7 protein-coding genes are annotated in these 18,243 nt (G+C 45.3%); 4 read left to right on the top strand and 3 right to left on the bottom strand.

What is annotated here, in order from left to right:
* Positions 1-7 precede the first annotated feature (7 nt).
* The 4 genes from L3V43_RS20085 (at position 8) to L3V43_RS20070 (ending at position 6,529) form a co-directional block, all read left to right on the top strand.
* Positions 8-3,577, top strand: coding sequence for a M1 family aminopeptidase (locus L3V43_RS20085; RefSeq protein ID WP_237117266.1), 3,570 nt, complete (start codon positions 8-10; stop codon positions 3,575-3,577).
* 59 nt (positions 3,578-3,636) lie between these two features.
* Entirely contained in the window at positions 3,637-4,593 is a 957-nt protein-coding gene (locus L3V43_RS20080; RefSeq protein ID WP_237117265.1) for an ATP-binding cassette domain-containing protein, read from the top strand.
* The gene (locus tag L3V43_RS20075; protein WP_237117264.1) at positions 4,583-5,779 is read left to right on the top strand and encodes an ABC transporter permease; all 1,197 of its coding nucleotides are present in this window, start codon (positions 4,583-4,585) and stop codon (positions 5,777-5,779) included. The genes L3V43_RS20080 and L3V43_RS20075 overlap by 11 nt, the downstream gene beginning before the upstream one ends.
* An 87-nt stretch (positions 5,780-5,866) precedes the next feature.
* The gene (locus tag L3V43_RS20070; protein ID WP_237117263.1) at positions 5,867-6,529 is read left to right on the top strand and encodes a fumarylacetoacetate hydrolase family protein; all 663 of its coding nucleotides are present in this window, start codon (positions 5,867-5,869) and stop codon (positions 6,527-6,529) included.
* A gap of 34 nt (positions 6,530-6,563) precedes the next feature.
* Here L3V43_RS20070 and L3V43_RS20065 read toward each other — a convergent pair whose 3' ends face one another.
* Genes L3V43_RS20065 through L3V43_RS20055 form a run of 3 tightly spaced genes read right to left on the bottom strand, consistent with a single transcriptional unit; the run spans position 6,564 to position 18,241 of the window.
* Positions 6,564-7,817: an MFS transporter gene (locus L3V43_RS20065; protein ID WP_237117262.1), complete on the bottom strand. Its 1,254-nt coding sequence runs from the start codon at positions 7,815-7,817 to the stop codon at positions 6,564-6,566.
* Positions 7,814-11,926: an amino acid adenylation domain-containing protein gene (locus L3V43_RS20060; protein ID WP_237117261.1), complete on the bottom strand. Its 4,113-nt coding sequence runs from the start codon at positions 11,924-11,926 to the stop codon at positions 7,814-7,816. The genes L3V43_RS20065 and L3V43_RS20060 overlap by 4 nt, the downstream gene beginning before the upstream one ends.
* A 3-nt stretch (positions 11,927-11,929) precedes the next feature.
* A complete protein-coding gene (locus L3V43_RS20055; RefSeq protein WP_237117260.1) occupies positions 11,930-18,241 on the bottom strand; it encodes a non-ribosomal peptide synthetase in 6,312 nt (2,103 codons plus the stop codon).
* Positions 18,242-18,243 lie beyond the last annotated feature (2 nt).

The raw sequence follows: 18,243 nt of genomic DNA, 5'->3' as shown, positions 1-18,243 counted from the left end.
TAGGCAGATGCTATTTAAAATGATGCGTTTTGAGCTGCGGTATTTTGTCCGTCAGCCTTCCTTTTATGTGACTTCTCTGATTCTATTTTTGCTCACCTTTTTTGCCTCAGTTTCGGACTCGGTACAGATTGGTGGTGGCAGTAACGTCAATGTAAACTCGCCCTTTGCCATCTTACAAACCGTTGCCATCATGACCATTTTTTCCATCTTTTTGGTGGTTAACTTTGTTGGTAGTGCGGTGATAAGAGACGATCAAAGTAAGTTCAGTGAACTTATTTTGAGTAAGCCCTTGCACTTAGCGCAATATCGATTGGGTCGTTTTCTCGGTGCATATCTTGTCACCTTGTTAGTATTTTCAATGTGTTTAGTGGGGATCTGGGTAGGTTCTGGTATCGGCGGATTAGTCGGTTGGTTGGATACCGAACTGATTGGGCCTAATAAACTCAACTATTACCTAACGCCACTATTTGTCATCGCGGCCCCGTCACTGTTTTTTATGGCGAGCCTATTTGCGCTGGTGGCGCAAAAATTTAGAACCATGATAGCAATGTACTTAGTTGCTGTGGGTTTGTTTGTGACTTATCTTGTGGCAAATAGTATTTTTTCAGACATTGAATACCGTACCATTGCTGCGTATTTAGACATGTTTGGCCTATCAGCTATTTCGGCGCAATCAGAATATTGGACCATTGCAGATCGCAATACGTCAGTCATTAGCTTAGTTGATGAACTGCTCTATAACCGCTTAATTTGGATGTCAGTTGCACTGCTCAGTTTAGGTGCTTTAGCCTTAAATACTTCTCATTATTTACCGCAAAAACAAAAAACTAAGAGTAAAGCCAAAGAAGATGGTAACCAAGCGTCGGCATTGCTGAATCGTTTTGATTTTAAAGCGAGCGTAGGTAGTAGTTGGGTGCACTTTTGCACCAGAACCACTTTTGAAGTAAAGCAAGTGCTTAAAAGCTACCCATTCTTAGTGTTATTAATTTTGGCGGTGGCAACCTTAATACCTGCACTGGTTGGCTCATTTAATTGGTATGGCACAGAAGTATGGCCAGTGACCTTTAGAATGGTGGAGCTTATCCATGGGAGCTTCTGGCAATTATTGGTCATTGTATTGGTGTATTACAGCGCTGAGCTGGTATGGCATGACCGTGATTCGCGAATGGGAGACATTGTTGACTCTTATCCTGTTGCAAACTGGGTATTTTGGGGCTCTAAATACATAGCCTTAGTTGCGGTGATGACGCTGCTATGTGTATTTGGTAGCTTGATCACCATTAGCTATCAACTATTGTCGGGTGTGACACAGATAGATCTTGCCCAGTATATTGTGCGCTTGGGATATTTATATGTGTTAGGTTTTGCCTTCCAAACCACCTTAGCATTTTTGATACAGGTGATGAGTCCAAGCAAATATATGGGTATGGGAATATATGTCGTTTATTTCATTATTTCGATAGTCCTGACCAACTTTGGTTTTGAGCACAATATGTACCACTTAGGCGAAACTTCCCCAGTGCCGTACTCAGATATTAATGGTTATGGTCATTTCCTCAGTGCGGCACATTGGTACAATTTGTACTGGTTTGGTTTTAGCATGATATTAGCGACACTAAGCTATGCACTTTGGCCTCGTGGTGCAGGACAAACGCTGAAAGCACGCATTTCACTGATGGGCTATCAGTTAGGTAACGCTGGTAAAGCATTATTGGCTTGTGGTGCTTTAATATTCGTGGGCAGTGGCAGCTACATCTACTACAACACGCAAGTGGTCAATGAGTTTATCACGCAGGATGAAGCTGAAGATATCGCAGAGCTATATGAGCAACAATTTTCCCAGTATCGTGATGACCCTGTACCTGTCACGTTAGATGTACAGCTCAATGCTGAGATATTTCCAAAGACACGTCGTATTGAAGCGCAGGTAAAGCTGTTGGTTGAAAACCGCTCAGATAAAGAGATTGCTCGCTTCTTGGTCAATAAACCTGATCATACATTAGAGTGGCAAGTTGAAATGGCTGGCGCTACGCTTGCTGAAGAGGATAAAACCTTTAAGCATGCTTGGCTTGAGCTTTCACAACCAATGACACCGGGTGAGCAGCGTGCAATTACGATGTCAGTCGTACGCCAAACGCTTGGCTTTGTAGATAGAGGCTATGATGAAACTTTGGTGAACAATGGTACCTTCATTGATAACGCGACCTTGTTCCCGACATTTGGTTATAACATCTATAAGCAAATTCAAGACAAAAGTGAGCGTCGTCAGCGCAGCCTTGAACCACTAAAACGTGGCAATAAGATTGAAGAAACACACTATCATCATGAGCCATTGTTTGCTGAAAATTTCGTCACATTCGCCGCAACGGTGACGACGGATGAATCGCAAGTTGCGATGGTGCCGGGTTATTTGCAATCAAAATTCAGTAAAGACGGCCGCACGACCTATGTCTATGAAATGGATGCTCCAATGCTGCACTTCTATAACATCTTGTCGATGGATCTTGAGGTGAAACGAGAAGAGTACAAAGGCATTGCGCTCGAGGTTTACTACCATAAAGATCATGCTTGGAACGTCGACACTATGTTGCAGTCGACTAAAGACTCAATTGATTATTTCACTCGAGAGTTTGGGCCTTACCAACATAAGCAAATGCGTATTATTGAGTTTCCTCGTTACCGAGACTTTGCGCAAAGTTTTGCCAATACAGTGCCTTACTCGGAGAATATTGGATTTTTAACGGACACCCGTAACCCTGACAATATCAATGTACCTTACTATGTGACGTCACATGAGCTGGCACACCAGTGGTGGGCGCATCAGGTAATTGGTGCTAATGTGGAGGGATCAAATATCCTGTCGGAAATGTTGTCGCAATATTCTGCCATTATGGTGATGAAAGAAAAGTACGGCGAGCATAATCTTCGTAAATTCTTGAAGTATGAACTAGACACCTATTTAAGTGGACGAGGTTCTGATCCGTATGAAGAGCGGGCGCTATCCAGAACAGTCGGTCAGCAGTACATTCACTACAATAAAGGTTCTGTTGTGATGTTAGCGCTGCACGATTTACTTGGAGAAACGCGACTTAATAGCGCATTAAGAAGCTTCTTAAATGACTATCGTTTTAGAACAGATATCTACCCAACGACACTCGACTTTTTGACTTACTTAAAAGCGGGGGCTTCAGAGCAAGAACAAGTATTTATCGAAGATCAGTTCAATGCGATTACGTTGTATGAGCTTAAGCTTGCGGGTGTTGAAGTGCAAGAAGCGACGCAAGCGGGAGAGCTACATACGGTGACCTTAACGGTTGAGGCGGCGAAAAAGCATGCAGATGGTGAAGGTAACGAAGAAGAAATCCCGCTTAATCAAGAGATTGATATAGCCTTATTCTCTGCCGATCCTAACAACATTCAAAGTGACGAAACGCTGTTATATCTACAAAAGCACGTCATCACATCGGGTGAAAATAAGATTGAGTTGAAAGTAACAGAGTTACCGAAATTTGCGGGAGTTGATCCGTTTGTAAAACTGATTGATAAGAAAACCGCCGATAACATCAAGTCACTCTAATGGATATATAGGTAGGAGAGGGCTTTTCGAAAGCCCTCATTCGTTTTTAAAGGAAAGTTATGCCAGATTTATTGCAAGTAACAGGGGTGTCGAAGCAATATGTTTCGGTAAAAGCAGTAGACAATCTAAGTTTTAGCGTTAAACAAGGTGAGATCTTTGCATTACTAGGCCCCAATGGTGCGGGTAAATCATCTCTCGTGAGAATGTTGGTTGGATTTACCTATCCAGATAGCGGCACAATCGCTGTGAATATTGATGGGCAAGCATATCAATCAATCCCTCATCAAAGTTTAGGTTATCTCCCAGAAGATAGAGGGCTTTACGCTGAAAAAACCGTGCAGCAGAATTTGCTCTATTTTGCCAAGCTACGCGGTGTTGAGAAAAACGCAGCGCTAGCACAGATTGAGTCTTGGCTAACGCAGTTTGACTTAAGTGATAGAGCGCATGAGCGGTTGAAATCGTTGTCAAAAGGCAATCAGCAAAAAGTACAGTTAATATCGGCAGTATTGCACAAACCCAAGGTTGTATTGCTCGATGAGCCTTTCTCTGGTCTTGATCCCATCAACCAAGAAAAGGTGGTGGTGTTTTTAGAAGCGTTAAAAGCACAAGGCATGACGGTTATTTTAAGCGCACATCAGATGGCGATGGTGGAAAAGCTTGCCGATCGAATGCTGTTAATGAATCACGGGCAAGCCGTGCTTTATGGCACGTTAGCCGAAATAAAACAGGACGTTGGTGTTGGCATCGATATCACAGTGAGCTTCAGTGAGGCAACGAACTACACAGAGCTCAATTTAGGTAACTACAAGGTTGCGTGTACTCAATTAAGTCAGAATAAAATTAAGTTTGAGTTGAGTGACTCCTCAGAGCTTAATTTGCTGCTCGCCGATTTGTCTAAATCAACGACTTTGCAAGGAATAGAAACCAAAACGATGGACTTGCATCAACTCTATCTTAAAGCAATCGAGTCTCATCAAGGCAAAGTGCAATCTCAGGAGAATGCCCATGTCTCATAAACTGCAACAGATACTGCAAGTGACCAAATGGGAGTTTATGTACTTTTTTAAACTCAAGCAGGAGTTGATCGGTAAAGCAATTATGCTGGCGATAGGTTTGCTTATCTATTTTTGGCAAAGCACTTCGTTTTTTGAACCTGAGCAATATGTTATCGCAACACCATCCGCCATGAACTTAACTCAGCTACCTGAGCCTTTGCTTCTAAAGCGAGTTGATGCTTCAAAAGCTGAGCTTCTGACTCAGTTAGAACAAGAGGAAATTGACGGTATTTTGATACTTCAAGCCCAAGCGGGTGAGGCGTTACAGTTTGAACTGATTACCACAGGTAAAATGTCTTGGCAGAATGAAGTTGAGGTAGCGCTTAAGCAGTTTTACAGCAACGAACTCGCACAGAGCTTTAATTTATCTGCCGCTCAGCTCGCCTTGTTACAGCAACCTGTGACCGTTTCCAATCAATACACCAAGGATGCGGTTAAGGAGGCACACAACCAGTCTTCGATGACAGCATTTGGCGTGATGCTATTGATGCTCATCGGTATTTTTACGTCATTTGGACAGATCTTCGTGTCTATCACCGGAGAAAAGCAGCAGCGTGTTACCGAGCAATTATATTCTTGTATGAATGCGCAAACTTGGATTGACGGCAAAATATTTGGTCAAATGCTCCATTGTCTAAAGGCTATGTTAAGTACGTTATTTTCATTTTTGTTGGCGATGGCTTTTATACAAGTCGTTGTAAAAAACGAAGCCTTGGACTTTACGATGATAGACTTTGCAATGTTGCCTTGGTTTACCCTGTTTGCGATAGTAGGTCTTTATATGGCAACAGCCTTTATGGCAGCAATAGCCGCAGCTATTGACGATCCTAACCATAGTGGCAAGACAGGATTTATGATGATCCCTATATTGCCAATTGTTATCGCGTTTATGATTGTTGATAGTCCTAGCAGCCTTGCCGTGGATATTTTGAGTCTTTTCCCGCTTACCGCATTTGTGGTGATGCCAGTAAAAATGGCGTTAATTGAAGTACCCATTTGGCAAGTGTTATGCGCGTTGGTCAGCGCATTACTTGGTTGCTACCTTATCCGTGTTGCTGCGGGGCGATTGTTTAAAGCGGGCATGGTGATGTATGGCAAGGAACCCTCAATTAAGGATATGGTGCGCTGGGTCTGTAAACCGGAATAATACCGTTTATATGATAACTTGCTAGCTCAACGCTTTGGTTATGGTACGCTCCATAACTAAAGCTTGTGGCCGTACAGAGAGGGTGAAATGTATCAACATATTGATAATGAAAACAATAAAATAAGTCTACCAGCGGGGAAAATCGTTTGTGTTGGTAGAAACTACGTAGCGCACGCCAAAGAGCTAGATAACCCTATTCCAAGCAGTCCGCTGTTGTTTATTAAACCAGCAACGAGCTTAGTACCATTTAATAATGAAATGAAGTTGGACGCCGCACTTGGCGAACATCATTATGAGGCCGAGCTTGCACTATTGGTAGGCACCAAAATTGATGCAAAAACCCCAGCGCCTCTCAAGCATATCGCTGGAATTGGGCTGGCACTCGATTTGACATTACGAGACTTACAAAGTGAGCTAAAAGCACAAGGGCACCCATGGGAGCGGGCAAAGGCCTATGATAATAGTTGCCCAATGACGCCTTTTGTACCATGCGATGAAAACACCTTTTCTGAGAGTATTGAATATCGTTTTTGGCAAAATGGAGAGCTTAAACAACATGGCGACTCTAGCTTAATGATTTTTCCAATCGCTGAGTTGCTAAAGGACATTGCTCGTTACTTTACGCTTCAGCCAGGAGATATTGTCTTAACAGGAACGCCAAAAGGGGTAGGGAGCCTAGCGCATGGCGATGAACTTACGCTGCAGCTGAAAAGCCATACTCCTTGGCATGGCAAAGTTGCGATAGATTAGCTTCTCGCTTTTATGTACATCGCTGCGTAGTCTGTTACGACTGCGCAGCAACGAGCTCAGCTTCCGGTTGATTGATTGTGCTCGAGCAGCACAGCATGATAGCAACGAGTGAAATTGCGCCTAATATTATCCAGCTGATAGTCAGGCTGACGTAGCCCAACAGTAAAGCGGTTAATGCAGAGCCGAGCAAGCCACCAAAGCGAGTGGTCAGTGACATTATTGACTCCACACTGGCTCGCACGTTATCGCTACTCAGTTGATGTTGTAGTTGCAGTTGTGCTGGTTGCGCTAGTCCCATACAAAAATAAAAGCACAGCAGAGCTACAATCAGTAATGGTAGTGACGTAACCCAAGCAAGTAACAGCACAAAGGCTAATTTGGCGAAATGAGCGAACGCCATGACATACCCTAAGCGTTGGCCAAATAGAGAGCAGATCGGAGCGCTGATAGCTGCAGCGACGCCATTTAATACAAACCCAGCCGCCATCATTGCTGGGAATATCCACGCAATAGAGTCAACTGGTGCACTACTATAGCGCTCTGCTAGAGCAGGCCAAAACTTCTCTATGCTACTGGCAACAGGAATTGCAAAAACAATCACCAACAGCAGCCTTTGCATACCACTTTGCTTACAAGTTGCCAGCATGGCCTTAGCTTGGCTAATCGGTCCTTTCTCAACCACCTCTTGCTGAGGTCTCGTTGACTCTTTCACCACGACAAAAGTACATGCAAATACCACACACAATACCGCTATCGAAACCAAGATTAAGGCTTGATACAAGTGGTTGAGCTGTTGTGTTGGGCTAGTCGCAAACGCCAAAAAGAGGGCGGCAAATAAAGCGGCACTGGCGCCGATAAGATAGCCAATACCATACACTTTACCGAACCCTTTATTCAGTGGTTCGTCTCCTTCAAGCTTTTGATAAGTTTCAACAAACCATGCGTTGAGCGTGCCAGTTAACGATGCCTGACTTAATCCCCAACATGCCATGGCTAAGCAGACGTGCCAAAAGTCTTCACTCAACAATAAAAGTAAGTTGCATACAGCGGCAAACACTAAAGAAACTAAAAATACTTTGCGGCGACCAATGGCATCTGCCGCAATGCCACTTGGTACTTCACACACCACGATAGTGATAGCCATGACCACCATAGCTAAGGCCACATCTTGCAATGCTAGACCTAAGTTCAGCATGTAAGGCGTAAAAATAGGGAGCACCAGCATACTGGCAAACATAGTTAACCCAAGGTGGATGCCGTATCGTGTAGCAAATTGTGAACGAGTCATGCGCGTTGCTCCACAGTGGTTGCGGCGCTATTCGTTTGTTGCATTAACGCATTAATGTGTGACGCGATGATGGATAAGTCTTTAGCGTCGGTCATGATTTCATCGTGTGCACTTTCAAGCGCAATATAGTCTGCATTGGCAAGTAAATTTTCAAAACCATTTCTGTCACTTGCAAATGTCCGCTTATACAGCGCAGGTATGTCTTCCACTTGATGGATCAACCTCAGTGCCGGAAGTGGAATGGCCTCATCACTGACATGATCGGCGATAAAGAAGCTCACAGGGAAGGTAAACGCCGTCGCGCTTTGAAAGTATTGAGTAAAGTCTAAAAATGCTCGAGCGATGGGTTTAGCGTCATCGTCTTGCGAGCGAATATACTCTTCTTCAGCGGCCTGACGCGCTGTTGAAGTAAGCCTTGGTAAGACGGGGTCAATCAAAAAGCAATGGACAATTTCTCTACCCATTTCGGCCAAGTAACGCGCCACTTCCAGTGACAATGCCGCACCTTCACAAAAGCCGCCCAAGTAAAGTGGACCAGTTGGCGATATCTCTGTAATACGCTGAGCATAATAGCGCACCATAGTATGCAAGCTGATGTGTTTGCCTGTGAACAGTTTGATATTTTCTAATGCGTGAATGCGCAGGTCGGGCGCGAGTTTTTCACACAGAGGTGCAAAGCTATCTGCGGTTGCTGCTGCGGGCATGAGGTGAAGCAGAAACTCACCCTGCGGTGCATTAAAAAAACGTGAAGGAGCGAAATGCTCATGGGCAAGCGCAGCGTCAATTGCTTGATCTTCACTCATGGTGGCAAAATCAAGTCGGGTCTGATTATCAATAAATCTTGCCAGTTGCTGCACTGATAGATGTTCAAGGATAAGTTGTGGGGTTAGCTGCCAATTACGCTTGCTTGCTGCACCACAAAAGCTTAATAAACTAATGGAGTCGGCACCTTGCTCAGTCACTGCCGTCACACAACAAAGTGGACTCTGGCCTAAAACATCCTGCCAAATGGCCTGCACTTCCTTCTCTGTGTTGGTTTGTGGCACGACGAGTTGATGCTGCTTTAGCTCAGGTTCTGGCAACTTAGTTTTGTCGAGTTTGCCGTTGAGCGTTAACGGTAACGCCGAAAGGACAGTGAAGCTATGTGGCATCATATAACTAGGAAGTAACTTGGTAAGCTGAGTTTTACAGTGGCTGAGTGCCGCAGCTTGATCGGCCGCTGGTTTGATGACCAAATATGCATGCAGCAAGGTCTGAGCCTGCTGCTTTTTGGCAATAACCGCACAGCTATCTATATCCGCCAGCTGATTAAGGTGATGCTCAATCTCTGCCAACTCAATTCTAAAGCCTCGTACTTTGACTTGTTGGTCGCCACGGTTGATATAACACAGTTGCTGTTGTGCATTCCAATATACTAAGTCGCCCGTGCGATAGTACTTTTGCATTGAGCCAAACAGATTTAGGGATACAAACTTTTCGCTGTTGAGTGTTGGGTGATTGAGGTAACGTGCAGCCACGCCATGTCCACAAACCACTAACTCGCCGGGACAGCCAAGTGGCAGTAATTCGTTATTGTGACCGACTACAGCCACTGCTCGCCCTGGGATTGGCTTGCCGATTGCTATCTCAGACTGCTGTTTAGACATCGTTTGCACTGTGGTAAATGTGGTGCACTCAGTCGGGCCATAACCATTGATAAAGTGTTTTGGACAAGATGTGGACGCCAGCAATTTATTTACCATCGACTCTGTTAATGCTTCACCACCCACGAGTAAATGAGTCAGAGAAGCGAAAATATGCTCGTCTTGCAGCAACAAAGTGTCGAACAGTGAGCGGGTTAGAAACATTGAAGTGATATTCAACGTCTGTAATGTTGCACTGAGCTGCGCTGCAGAATTAAGGCTGTCCTGATAGCCTAAGTGCACCTCTGCACCGTTGAGTAATGCGCTCCATATCTCAAATAGAGTGGCATCAAAAGCTGGGTTTGCGAGTTGAATAAAGCTATCTTGGGGCTGATGCTGGTAACTATGATTATCGAGTGCCAAAGAGCTAATTGCGGCGTGAGAGAGCAATGTGCCTTTAGGGTTTCCTGTCGTACCTGAGGTATAAATAATCGTCGCGACTTCGCTAGGTGCGATGTACATAGGCTCAAAATTCGCCGTGATATCAGTATCTGCCAGACTTGTATCATAGAAAACTTCAGCGATATTGTTGTGGTTGAGTGTTGCCAATGTTTGGCTATGTTCATGCAAGGTGACAATTACATCGGCATTACTATCACTCAGTTGATATTGATGACGCGCCACTGGGTCTTTGAGCGATAGTGTTGTGTATGCCGCGCCGATTTTTAGTACCGCCAACATGGCAATCACAAACTCAATGTCGTTTCGCATGTAGAGTGCGACGACTTTGGGTTCAGGGCAGACTGCCAAGATAGCATTGGCAAGTTGCTTGGCTTGGTTATCAAGCTCTTGGTAGCTCAAGGTTTGATGGCGATTACTGATAGCAGCTTTATCTGGATAGCGTGCTACTACTTCAGCAAACTGGTCGGTGATACTTGCCACGCTCGGATAGGCGTGTTGCATTCCACTTAATTGATATTGTTTTTGCTGCGCCGTGTTACTCAATAAAGGTAGGCTATAGAGAGGCTGTTGGGCGTTTTCAGCTGTTAGATATGCCTGTAAAACCGTTTGATATAACTCGAGGATCTGCTGCGCGTATGAACTGGAAAAAAGTGCCGTGGCATAAGTTAACCCCAACTCTGTGGTTTTCCCTGCGCTCAAGTGTAACGTTAAATCAAACTTCGCTTGGCACTGCTGGGTAAGATCAAGGTCAACGCTTTGCCATAAGGTATGATGTTGCTCAGGGGCAAACTGACTACTGCTAAACAACGTTTGAAATATCGGGTGCATGCTAGTGTCGAGCGGCACGTCTAAGCTATTCTTAATGGCCTCAAACGGTAAGGCCTGATGTTGCTTGGCTTGATTAACGACTTGATTAACTTGAGTGAACCAGCGCTCAAGTAACATCGTCATGTCGATATCCGCTTTAATCGGCAATGAGTTAACAAAATATCCAAGTATGTTTTGCTGCAGTGCCGTTGGACGGTTCTCGCTTGGAATACCAACAACAAATTGACGTTGATGACTGAGCAGCGCAAGGGTGTGATACCAAGCCGCAAGCCCAAGTGTATTAATACTAATGCGGTGCGTTTTCGCTGTTTGTTGTAACTTTAGCGTCGTACTTTCATCTAGTACAATGCTCTGTATCGCGCCGCGATGATCAAAGGTGGCTGGGCGCGACTGAGTTTGCGCAAGTTTTAATGGTTCGTAATCAGCCAATTGAGTTTGCCAATAACGTTGACTTGTTGCTTGTCGTTCACGTTGGCCGGGTGTTGCCATATAATAAGCATAATCACTAAATTGTAGACTCAGAGGTCGATTTTCTCCCTCATAGAGTGATGTCAATTCTTGTAAAAACAGTCCCAAAGACCATCCGTCAAAGGCGATATGATGCCAGACAAAAAACACATGTTGTTGCTCCTTTGAGGTGATGACATAGGCACGAAATGGTCGAGAATGCTGTAAGCTAAACGGCTCGTTAAAGAAATGCTCGCACTGCTCATGCAAGTTTAGATTACCAAGCTCATGATGCGTCACGATAAACGCCTCATTGGCAGGCTGCTGTATCGTCTTTCCTTGGTGATCATAGGCCACAACCATATCTAGCGCACTGTGACGGATCACCAGTTGTTCTATTGCTGCTGTGAGTTTTTCAATATCGCAGTGCTTGGCGATTTTGAGTAGGCATGGAATATGATAAGTACTTGCCGCGTTGCTCACTTCTTGCGTAAACAGTAGTTGTTGCTGCCCAAGCGTAAGCGGAGCGCATCGCGTTTCCAATGGCAAGATAGACAGTTCATCAAAACGAGCTTTGCTATCTATGCCTTGCCTTGTGAGGTAGCGTAACAACTGTGGCTTATTCTGTTTTAGCTGCTCAACGATGGCTTGGCCTTGTAAATTCACGTTGCTAGCAATTTTTAATTTATCCTCTTGCTGCCAAACGCTTATCCCACTTTGTTTTAGTTCATAAATAAATGATTCGATCATGCGTTATAACTCCATTTCAAATTCGCAGTCTTCGCTGCTGGCGAGCGCGTTTAGCTGTTGTTCTACTTGCGTGGCAAATGCGTCAAGTTGTGGGTAAGTCAGTAAGGTCGCAACGGCAACTTCGTTGCCGAGTGCTTGACTACACAGAGCGGTAACTTGTGCTGCCTGTATCGATGAGCCACCTAAAGCAAAAAAGTCGTGTTGTAGGCCAATCTCGGAGACTTCAAGCACTTGCCGCCAAGCATTGGCGAGTTGTTGTTGTAGTTCCGTTTCTGGCGCGATATAGGTAATACTATCTTGCAGCGTTGGAATGATGAGCTGAGCGGTATCAAGTTTGCCATTTACTGTCATTGGAAGTGCGTCAATCTGTGATATCGCAGCAAGCTGCATATAGCTTGGGAGCTGTTGATTCAACCATTGGCGAAGGTCGTTCACATCACACTCAGTGTTAGCGTTAAGTACGACATAACCCAACAGCACTTTGCCTGTTTCACTTAAATGTAAGTGTGCAACGGCGTGGTCAACATCTGGATGCGCTTTGAGTTTATACTCAATTTCGCCTGGCTCAACACGGTGACCATGTAAATCCCACTGTTTGTCAGCTCTGGCAACAAACTCGAATTCACCTTGCTGATTTTTACGCACTAAGTCTCCGCTGCGGTAGAGCTTTTCGTCAGAAAAGTGGTTGTTTTCACAGCGAAGGTGATAGTCAATATAGTGTTTTGCCGTTTGCTTTGGTGCCTGCCAATAGCCCAAACCGACGCAATCACCGGCGATGTATAGCTCACCCAACGCACCGTCCGGTAAAATCCGCATAAAAGGGTCCAACACATAGCATCGAGTGTTACGAATAGGCTTACCAATAGTGATAGGTGTATTGGGGTACACTTCACTAAGTGTTGCGGTGACACTTGTTTCACTTAATCCATATTCATTGAAATGATACTCTGCCAACTTGTGGCTGACTGGGTCTAAACGAGAACCACCGGCATACAATACGGTTAAGTTAATATCCGCTATCCACTTTGGAAACTGATTGATAAATACCGTAGGAATAAATGCGACGTTGACCTGTTTAGCTTTGAGATAGCGGCACAGCTGTTGTGGATCTTTGCGTATTGGCTCTGGAATGATTTCCAGTTTAGCGCCAGCAGCTAGGGCTGGGAATATCTCGCAAATACAGGCATCAAAAACATATTCAGCATATTGGCTAGTGACTACCTGAGTATTTCCCTCTAATTTATGGGTGTTGCGCTTCTCGGTGCAGAGGTTAGCAAGGCCTTGGTAAGACAGCATCGCCCCTTTTGGTTCTCCCGTCGTCCCCGAAGTAAAAATGAGGTAAGCCAGCTTGTCTGTTGCATGATTGTTGGCTGAGAATGGCCGTAGTTGAGCACTTTGCTGTAGTGTCTGTACATCAAAGGTCAGTGTTGGCAATGCATTCCAGCTGAGTGGTGTGCGGCTAAGGAGCAGTTTTGCCTGCGCTTTTGCCATAATCTCTTGGCGACGAGCAACGGGATGATTAGCTGAGAGTGAAACAAAGGGCATGCCCGCTTTTAGCGCCGCTAGCATTGCTATGGGAGCTTCTATACCTTTATCAAAATAAAGTGCAACTGGCGAGCCTTCGTCATTGGTTGCAATCAACTGTGCTGCTAAGTGATCAGAAAACAAGTCTAGCTCGCGATAACTCACGGTTTGCTCAGCGAAGCTTAATGCTGTGCGTGCTGGATACGCTGCTACTGTCTTCGCAAATTGCACTAAAAAAGCGTCATTTGGTTGTGATAATCGTGTTTCTGAGATGACTTGCTGTAAATATTCAGTACTAACCAAAGGGCATTGTAGTAAAGGTTCCTCGTTGTACTGACAGAGATTTTCAAGATAACGGCAAAAAAAGTGCACAAATTGTTGGCAGCGGGAAGACTGGTAACGACTGCGAGCAACAATGAGCTGACCAATCAATTGTTCTGGCATATCTTTAATCACCAAATTCCAGTCAAACTTGGCTGGGTGATACTGGTTTTGCTGGGCGGTGTCGCTGGCGACTTCAAAATGTTGATATTGCGCCGTTGGTAGTGAGAACTGATCAAAGGTAAAAAACACTTGGAACAGTGGCGATACACCCACCTCTCGGATCAATCCAAGTTGTGCGGCAATTGACTCTAACGGCAATTGTTGGTGAGATTTCGCCGCAAGTAACAGCGTTTGGCTTTGTCTTAGGTAGTCAGAAAAACTCTTATTTAAGTCGACACGCAGCGGCATCGGTAAGGTATTAACAAAGTAACCTAGCGTATCTTTAAATGCCGAGTCGCGGTTATCGGTGGGGGAGCCAACGACAATACTTTCACGACTATCCCATGCACATAATGCGAGCTGAAAAGCGCACAGTAGTAAGTTGTACATAGATACCTGATGTGATTTTGCCAGCGTCCTTAACTCACATGTTAGTGTTGCCGAGAGGGTAAAGGGGAATGCTTCACCTTGGTGATCAAACAAAGCCTGTCTTGGCTCATCGGTTGGCCATGGGGTGACATCAATATCAATCAAGTGTTGCTGCCAAAATGCGGTGGCATCGTCGTATTGTTGTGTTGATTGCCAATATGCATAGTCGCGAAATTGCAGTGAGGTTGGGGCAAGCGTGTGTCCTGATAGCAGCGTGTTCAGTTCATCCAACAATACTTGTGTCGACCAGCCGTCGAAGGCTATGTGATGAAATACCAGTAACACCCCAAATTCATCATCTTGGTGATACAGTCCGATCCGTAGCGGCGCATCATTCTCAAGGTCAAATGTCTGAGCGATAAATTCACTATGCGGCGTGTTTATGAGGGTTTTGCATGTTGGCACGCCTTGCTCATCTTTATATGCCCAGCGACCTTGTTGCTGTTGAGTGTAGCGGGTGCGCAAAATAGCATGACGCTCAACCAGCTGATAGATTGCGTGTTGTAACGCTTGCTGTTGTAGCTCACTTGGGCATTTAAGCTGTAAGGGGATATGAAAAGCGCCTGATTGTGTTGCTAATTGCTCGCTGGTGAGCATCGCTTGCTGCTGCGCTGGCACGATGAGTTCATCAAGTGATTGTGATGTTGATGCGACCGCTAAAGGCTCGCTGGCGTTGCTAGTTTGTTGTAATACCAGTTGCGCTATCGTTTTGCTTTGCAAAAATTGACTCAAACTGATGTTAACGTTACAGCTAGAGTGCATTTTAGCCACTAATGTCATTGCACTAAGAGAATGGCCGCCTAAGGCAAAAAAGTCATCATCAATACCTACTAGCTCAACTTCAAGTTGCGTCTGCCATAGAGCACAAAGCTGTTGCTCTAATGACGTGCGTGGTGCTCGGTATGGTGTCTGTGATACCAGAGCGACGCTTGGTAAGCTGCGGCTGTCCACTTTACCAGAGGCGAGCACAGGCAATTGTTCGAGCCAACATGTGGCACTTGGCAGCATATAATCTGGCAATTGTGGTTGTAGCCACTTCACAATCTCGGTGTGAGAGAGGGTTTGGTCGCCAGTGAAATAAGCAATGAGATGGTTGTTTTGCTGTACTTTGACGCAAGCTTGGTTGATTTGCGAATGCAGGTTAAGTAGGTGCTCTATTTCTTGTAGCTCGATGCGATAGCCACGAATTTTTACCTGCTCATCGGCACGCCCTAAAAATTGGATCTCGCCGTTTGCCAGATACCGCGCCTGATCGCCCGTGCGATACATACGTGTTCCGTGCCAGTTAATAAAGCGCGACGCCGTCTGCTCTGCAAGGTTAATATAGCCTCGTGCGACACTCGCGCCACCAATAAGGATCTCTCCTTGACAAAAGGGTGGCAGCGCTTTGAGGTTGGCATCAACAATCTGAATATCAACATGAGGCAGTGGTACACCAATATTATTGAAATAGCGTGATTGTAGCGGCTGGTGGTTTGCTGTTGCGGTTACCGTGGTTTCGGTCGGACCATATTCAATATGAAGAAGAGGCGTCCATGCCTCCATGAGATTACGGTCACAAGGCTCGCCACCGGTGATCACACGCTGTAGTGCATGATGCTCGGGCGGCGTACCAATGGCACTTAAAAATGCAGGAACTGTGACTAAGTGACTGATCCTTTGGCTAACGATAGTTTCGCTTATCATAGCTGGCGAGTTTGCACTTGCCTCATTCATGATCACCCAGCAAGCACCGTTGAGCAGCGTTAAAAAGAGTGGCTCTACGGACGCGTCGAAAAAGTACGGAGCCAGACTCAGTGTTTTTTCACTTGAGTTAAAATTGTAAGCCGCAGTTGCGCTTTGAACCAAAGCCTGAACTTGCCGCTGCTCTACCATGACGCCTTTTGGTTTACCGGTGCTTCCAGAAGTATAAATAATATATGCAAGTGATGAATGACACGTTGAGTTCGCTTGATCTATATCGAAAACAGGAGCTGGTTGTTGCGCTAACTCGTCAATGTTTTGCACCTCTGTGATTGCGCTAAAACACATGGCTGTATTCAAGGTTGCTTGATGACAAAGTAGCAGGTTGGCACTACTGTCTTGCAACATAAACTCACTACGTGTTTGGCCTTGCTCTGGATTGAGGGGTAAATATCCAGCACCGGCTCCAAGCGTTGCTAATATGGCGACTATCATCTCTGGACTGCGCTCAAATATCAGCGCGATAACAGGGTTTTGCTCGTGGGTTAACTGTGCTTGGAGTTGCACAGTCAGGTGCTGAACACGCGCAGCGAGTGTTTGGTAAGTAATAACCTCATCGTTGATTTGTAATGCTGGTGCATCTGGAGCTGCTGAGGCGCAGGCTAAAAATTGTTGATATAGCGATAGGGTTGAAGTTTGCTTAACGGTGGTTGCTGATGGCTTTGTGCTTGGGTGAGAAGTTGATAATTGCTCAAGAGCGACGTCGCTGTGCTCTAACTGCTGTACCAATAATTGCTGATAGGTGTGGGCAAATTGCTGTGCAAATGCATCATCAAACTTATTGGGATCGAGATTTACCTGTCCTTGTAAATTTGTATTGCTATCATCAAATGCTAGGCGGAAGTCACATTTAATCGGGTTGTATAAAGACTCACTAGTAAAAGCATCAACCGCTGAAAATGGCAACGCAAACTCGTCCATAAGCTCGCTGGCAAATCTCTGTACACTAAACATCAGGCTTGGCTGAGGTGAGTGTTTTCCCTCACTCAAACAGGCAACTTGTTGATCATAAGGATAACTTTGGTATTGTTTTGCGGCGCGCACAGTCTCATGAACTTGCTGCACGAGGCTGGCAAAACTTTGGCGATAATCTAGCTTCACTCTAAGCACTAAGGTGTTGACAAAAAAGCCAATCATTTCTTGCGTTTGCGGGTGATCTCGATTATCCGATGGCGCACCAATCACGATGTCTGTTTCACCGCTATGAAGTGCCAAAATATAACAGTAATGGGCAAGCAACACGCTGTACACTGTGGTATTTAATGATTTTGCTAGGGCACGCAATGCCTGACTTTGCTGTGGTGAAAGTGCAAAATAGTGCGTGAGCGATTCGGTTTCTTGTGCTTGTGTAGCAAACAGCGGTGCAATTTGTGTGGCATGAGCGCCTGCAAGTTGCGTTTGCCAATAACTGTGTGCAGCGCTTTGTTCTTGCCTTTGTTGCCACTTGGCAAAGTCAAAATAGCTTAATGGCTTAATGCTTTCTCCTCGTAGCAAGCTAACCAGATCGCGCAACATGACTCGCATTGACCAAGCATCAAAGACGATATGATGCCAAAGGAAAAGCATAAAACGCCTTTGCTCAAGCTCAATAATACAGACTCTAAAGGGAGCTTGAGTATGGAGATCAAACGGCGTGTGGATGTGCTCTCTTACCAGTGTTTGTACATGAGCCAAAGTGGTTGCTCGGTGATACTCGACCGCAAGAGGTTGTAAGGTTGCTCGGCAGTTAAAATGCTCAGCATCGGTTTCAATCACACTCGTTAGGATAGGGTGATGGACAAGCAGCTGTGCTAGTGCCGAGATTATGTCTTGTTGCTGCGCTGGATCATTCAGCTCAACCAGCATTGGAATATGATAAGCACAGGACTTTGGTGCACGTTTGTCTACATACAGCAACCTTGCTTGGGCATTGGAAAGCGGCACTGGTTTTAATAATGGCCAACTTAAAAAGGCTGCTTCGGAGCAGATCTGGTGGGCGCTTAGTAGCGCCAATAGTTCAGCTTTATGCGCTTTGAGTGCCGTTAGCAAAGTTGGCGCTACGTTACCCTCATATCCCAGTGCCAAGGTATTTTGCTCAGACACCCACACGCGCAACTGCTGCGCGTGAAGGTCGTTCAGTAAAGATGTTAACTCCATGA

Origin of the sequence: Pseudoalteromonas sp. L23, from assembly GCF_021728455.1 — a bacterium.
GTDB lineage: Bacteria > Pseudomonadota > Gammaproteobacteria > Enterobacterales > Alteromonadaceae > Pseudoalteromonas.
This window is presented reverse-complemented; position numbering and strand designations above follow the sequence as displayed.

What these genes read in the sequence shown, in the direction of transcription:
- L3V43_RS20060 (WP_237117261.1), bottom strand. Translation starts at nt 11,926, where the DNA reads ATGATCGAATCATTTATTTATGAACTAAAACAAAGTGGGATAAGCGTT.
- L3V43_RS20065 (WP_237117262.1), bottom strand. Translation starts at nt 7,817, where the DNA reads ATGACTCGTTCACAATTTGCTACACGATACGGCATCCACCTTGGGTTA.
- L3V43_RS20075 (WP_237117264.1), top strand. Translation starts at nt 4,583, where the DNA reads ATGTCTCATAAACTGCAACAGATACTGCAAGTGACCAAATGGGAGTTT.
- L3V43_RS20055 (WP_237117260.1), bottom strand. Translation starts at nt 18,241, where the DNA reads ATGGAGTTAACATCTTTACTGAACGACCTTCACGCGCAGCAGTTGCGC.
- L3V43_RS20080 (WP_237117265.1), top strand. Translation starts at nt 3,637, where the DNA reads ATGCCAGATTTATTGCAAGTAACAGGGGTGTCGAAGCAATATGTTTCG.
- L3V43_RS20085 (WP_237117266.1), top strand. Translation starts at nt 8, where the DNA reads ATGCTATTTAAAATGATGCGTTTTGAGCTGCGGTATTTTGTCCGTCAG.
- L3V43_RS20070 (WP_237117263.1), top strand. Translation starts at nt 5,867, where the DNA reads ATGTATCAACATATTGATAATGAAAACAATAAAATAAGTCTACCAGCG.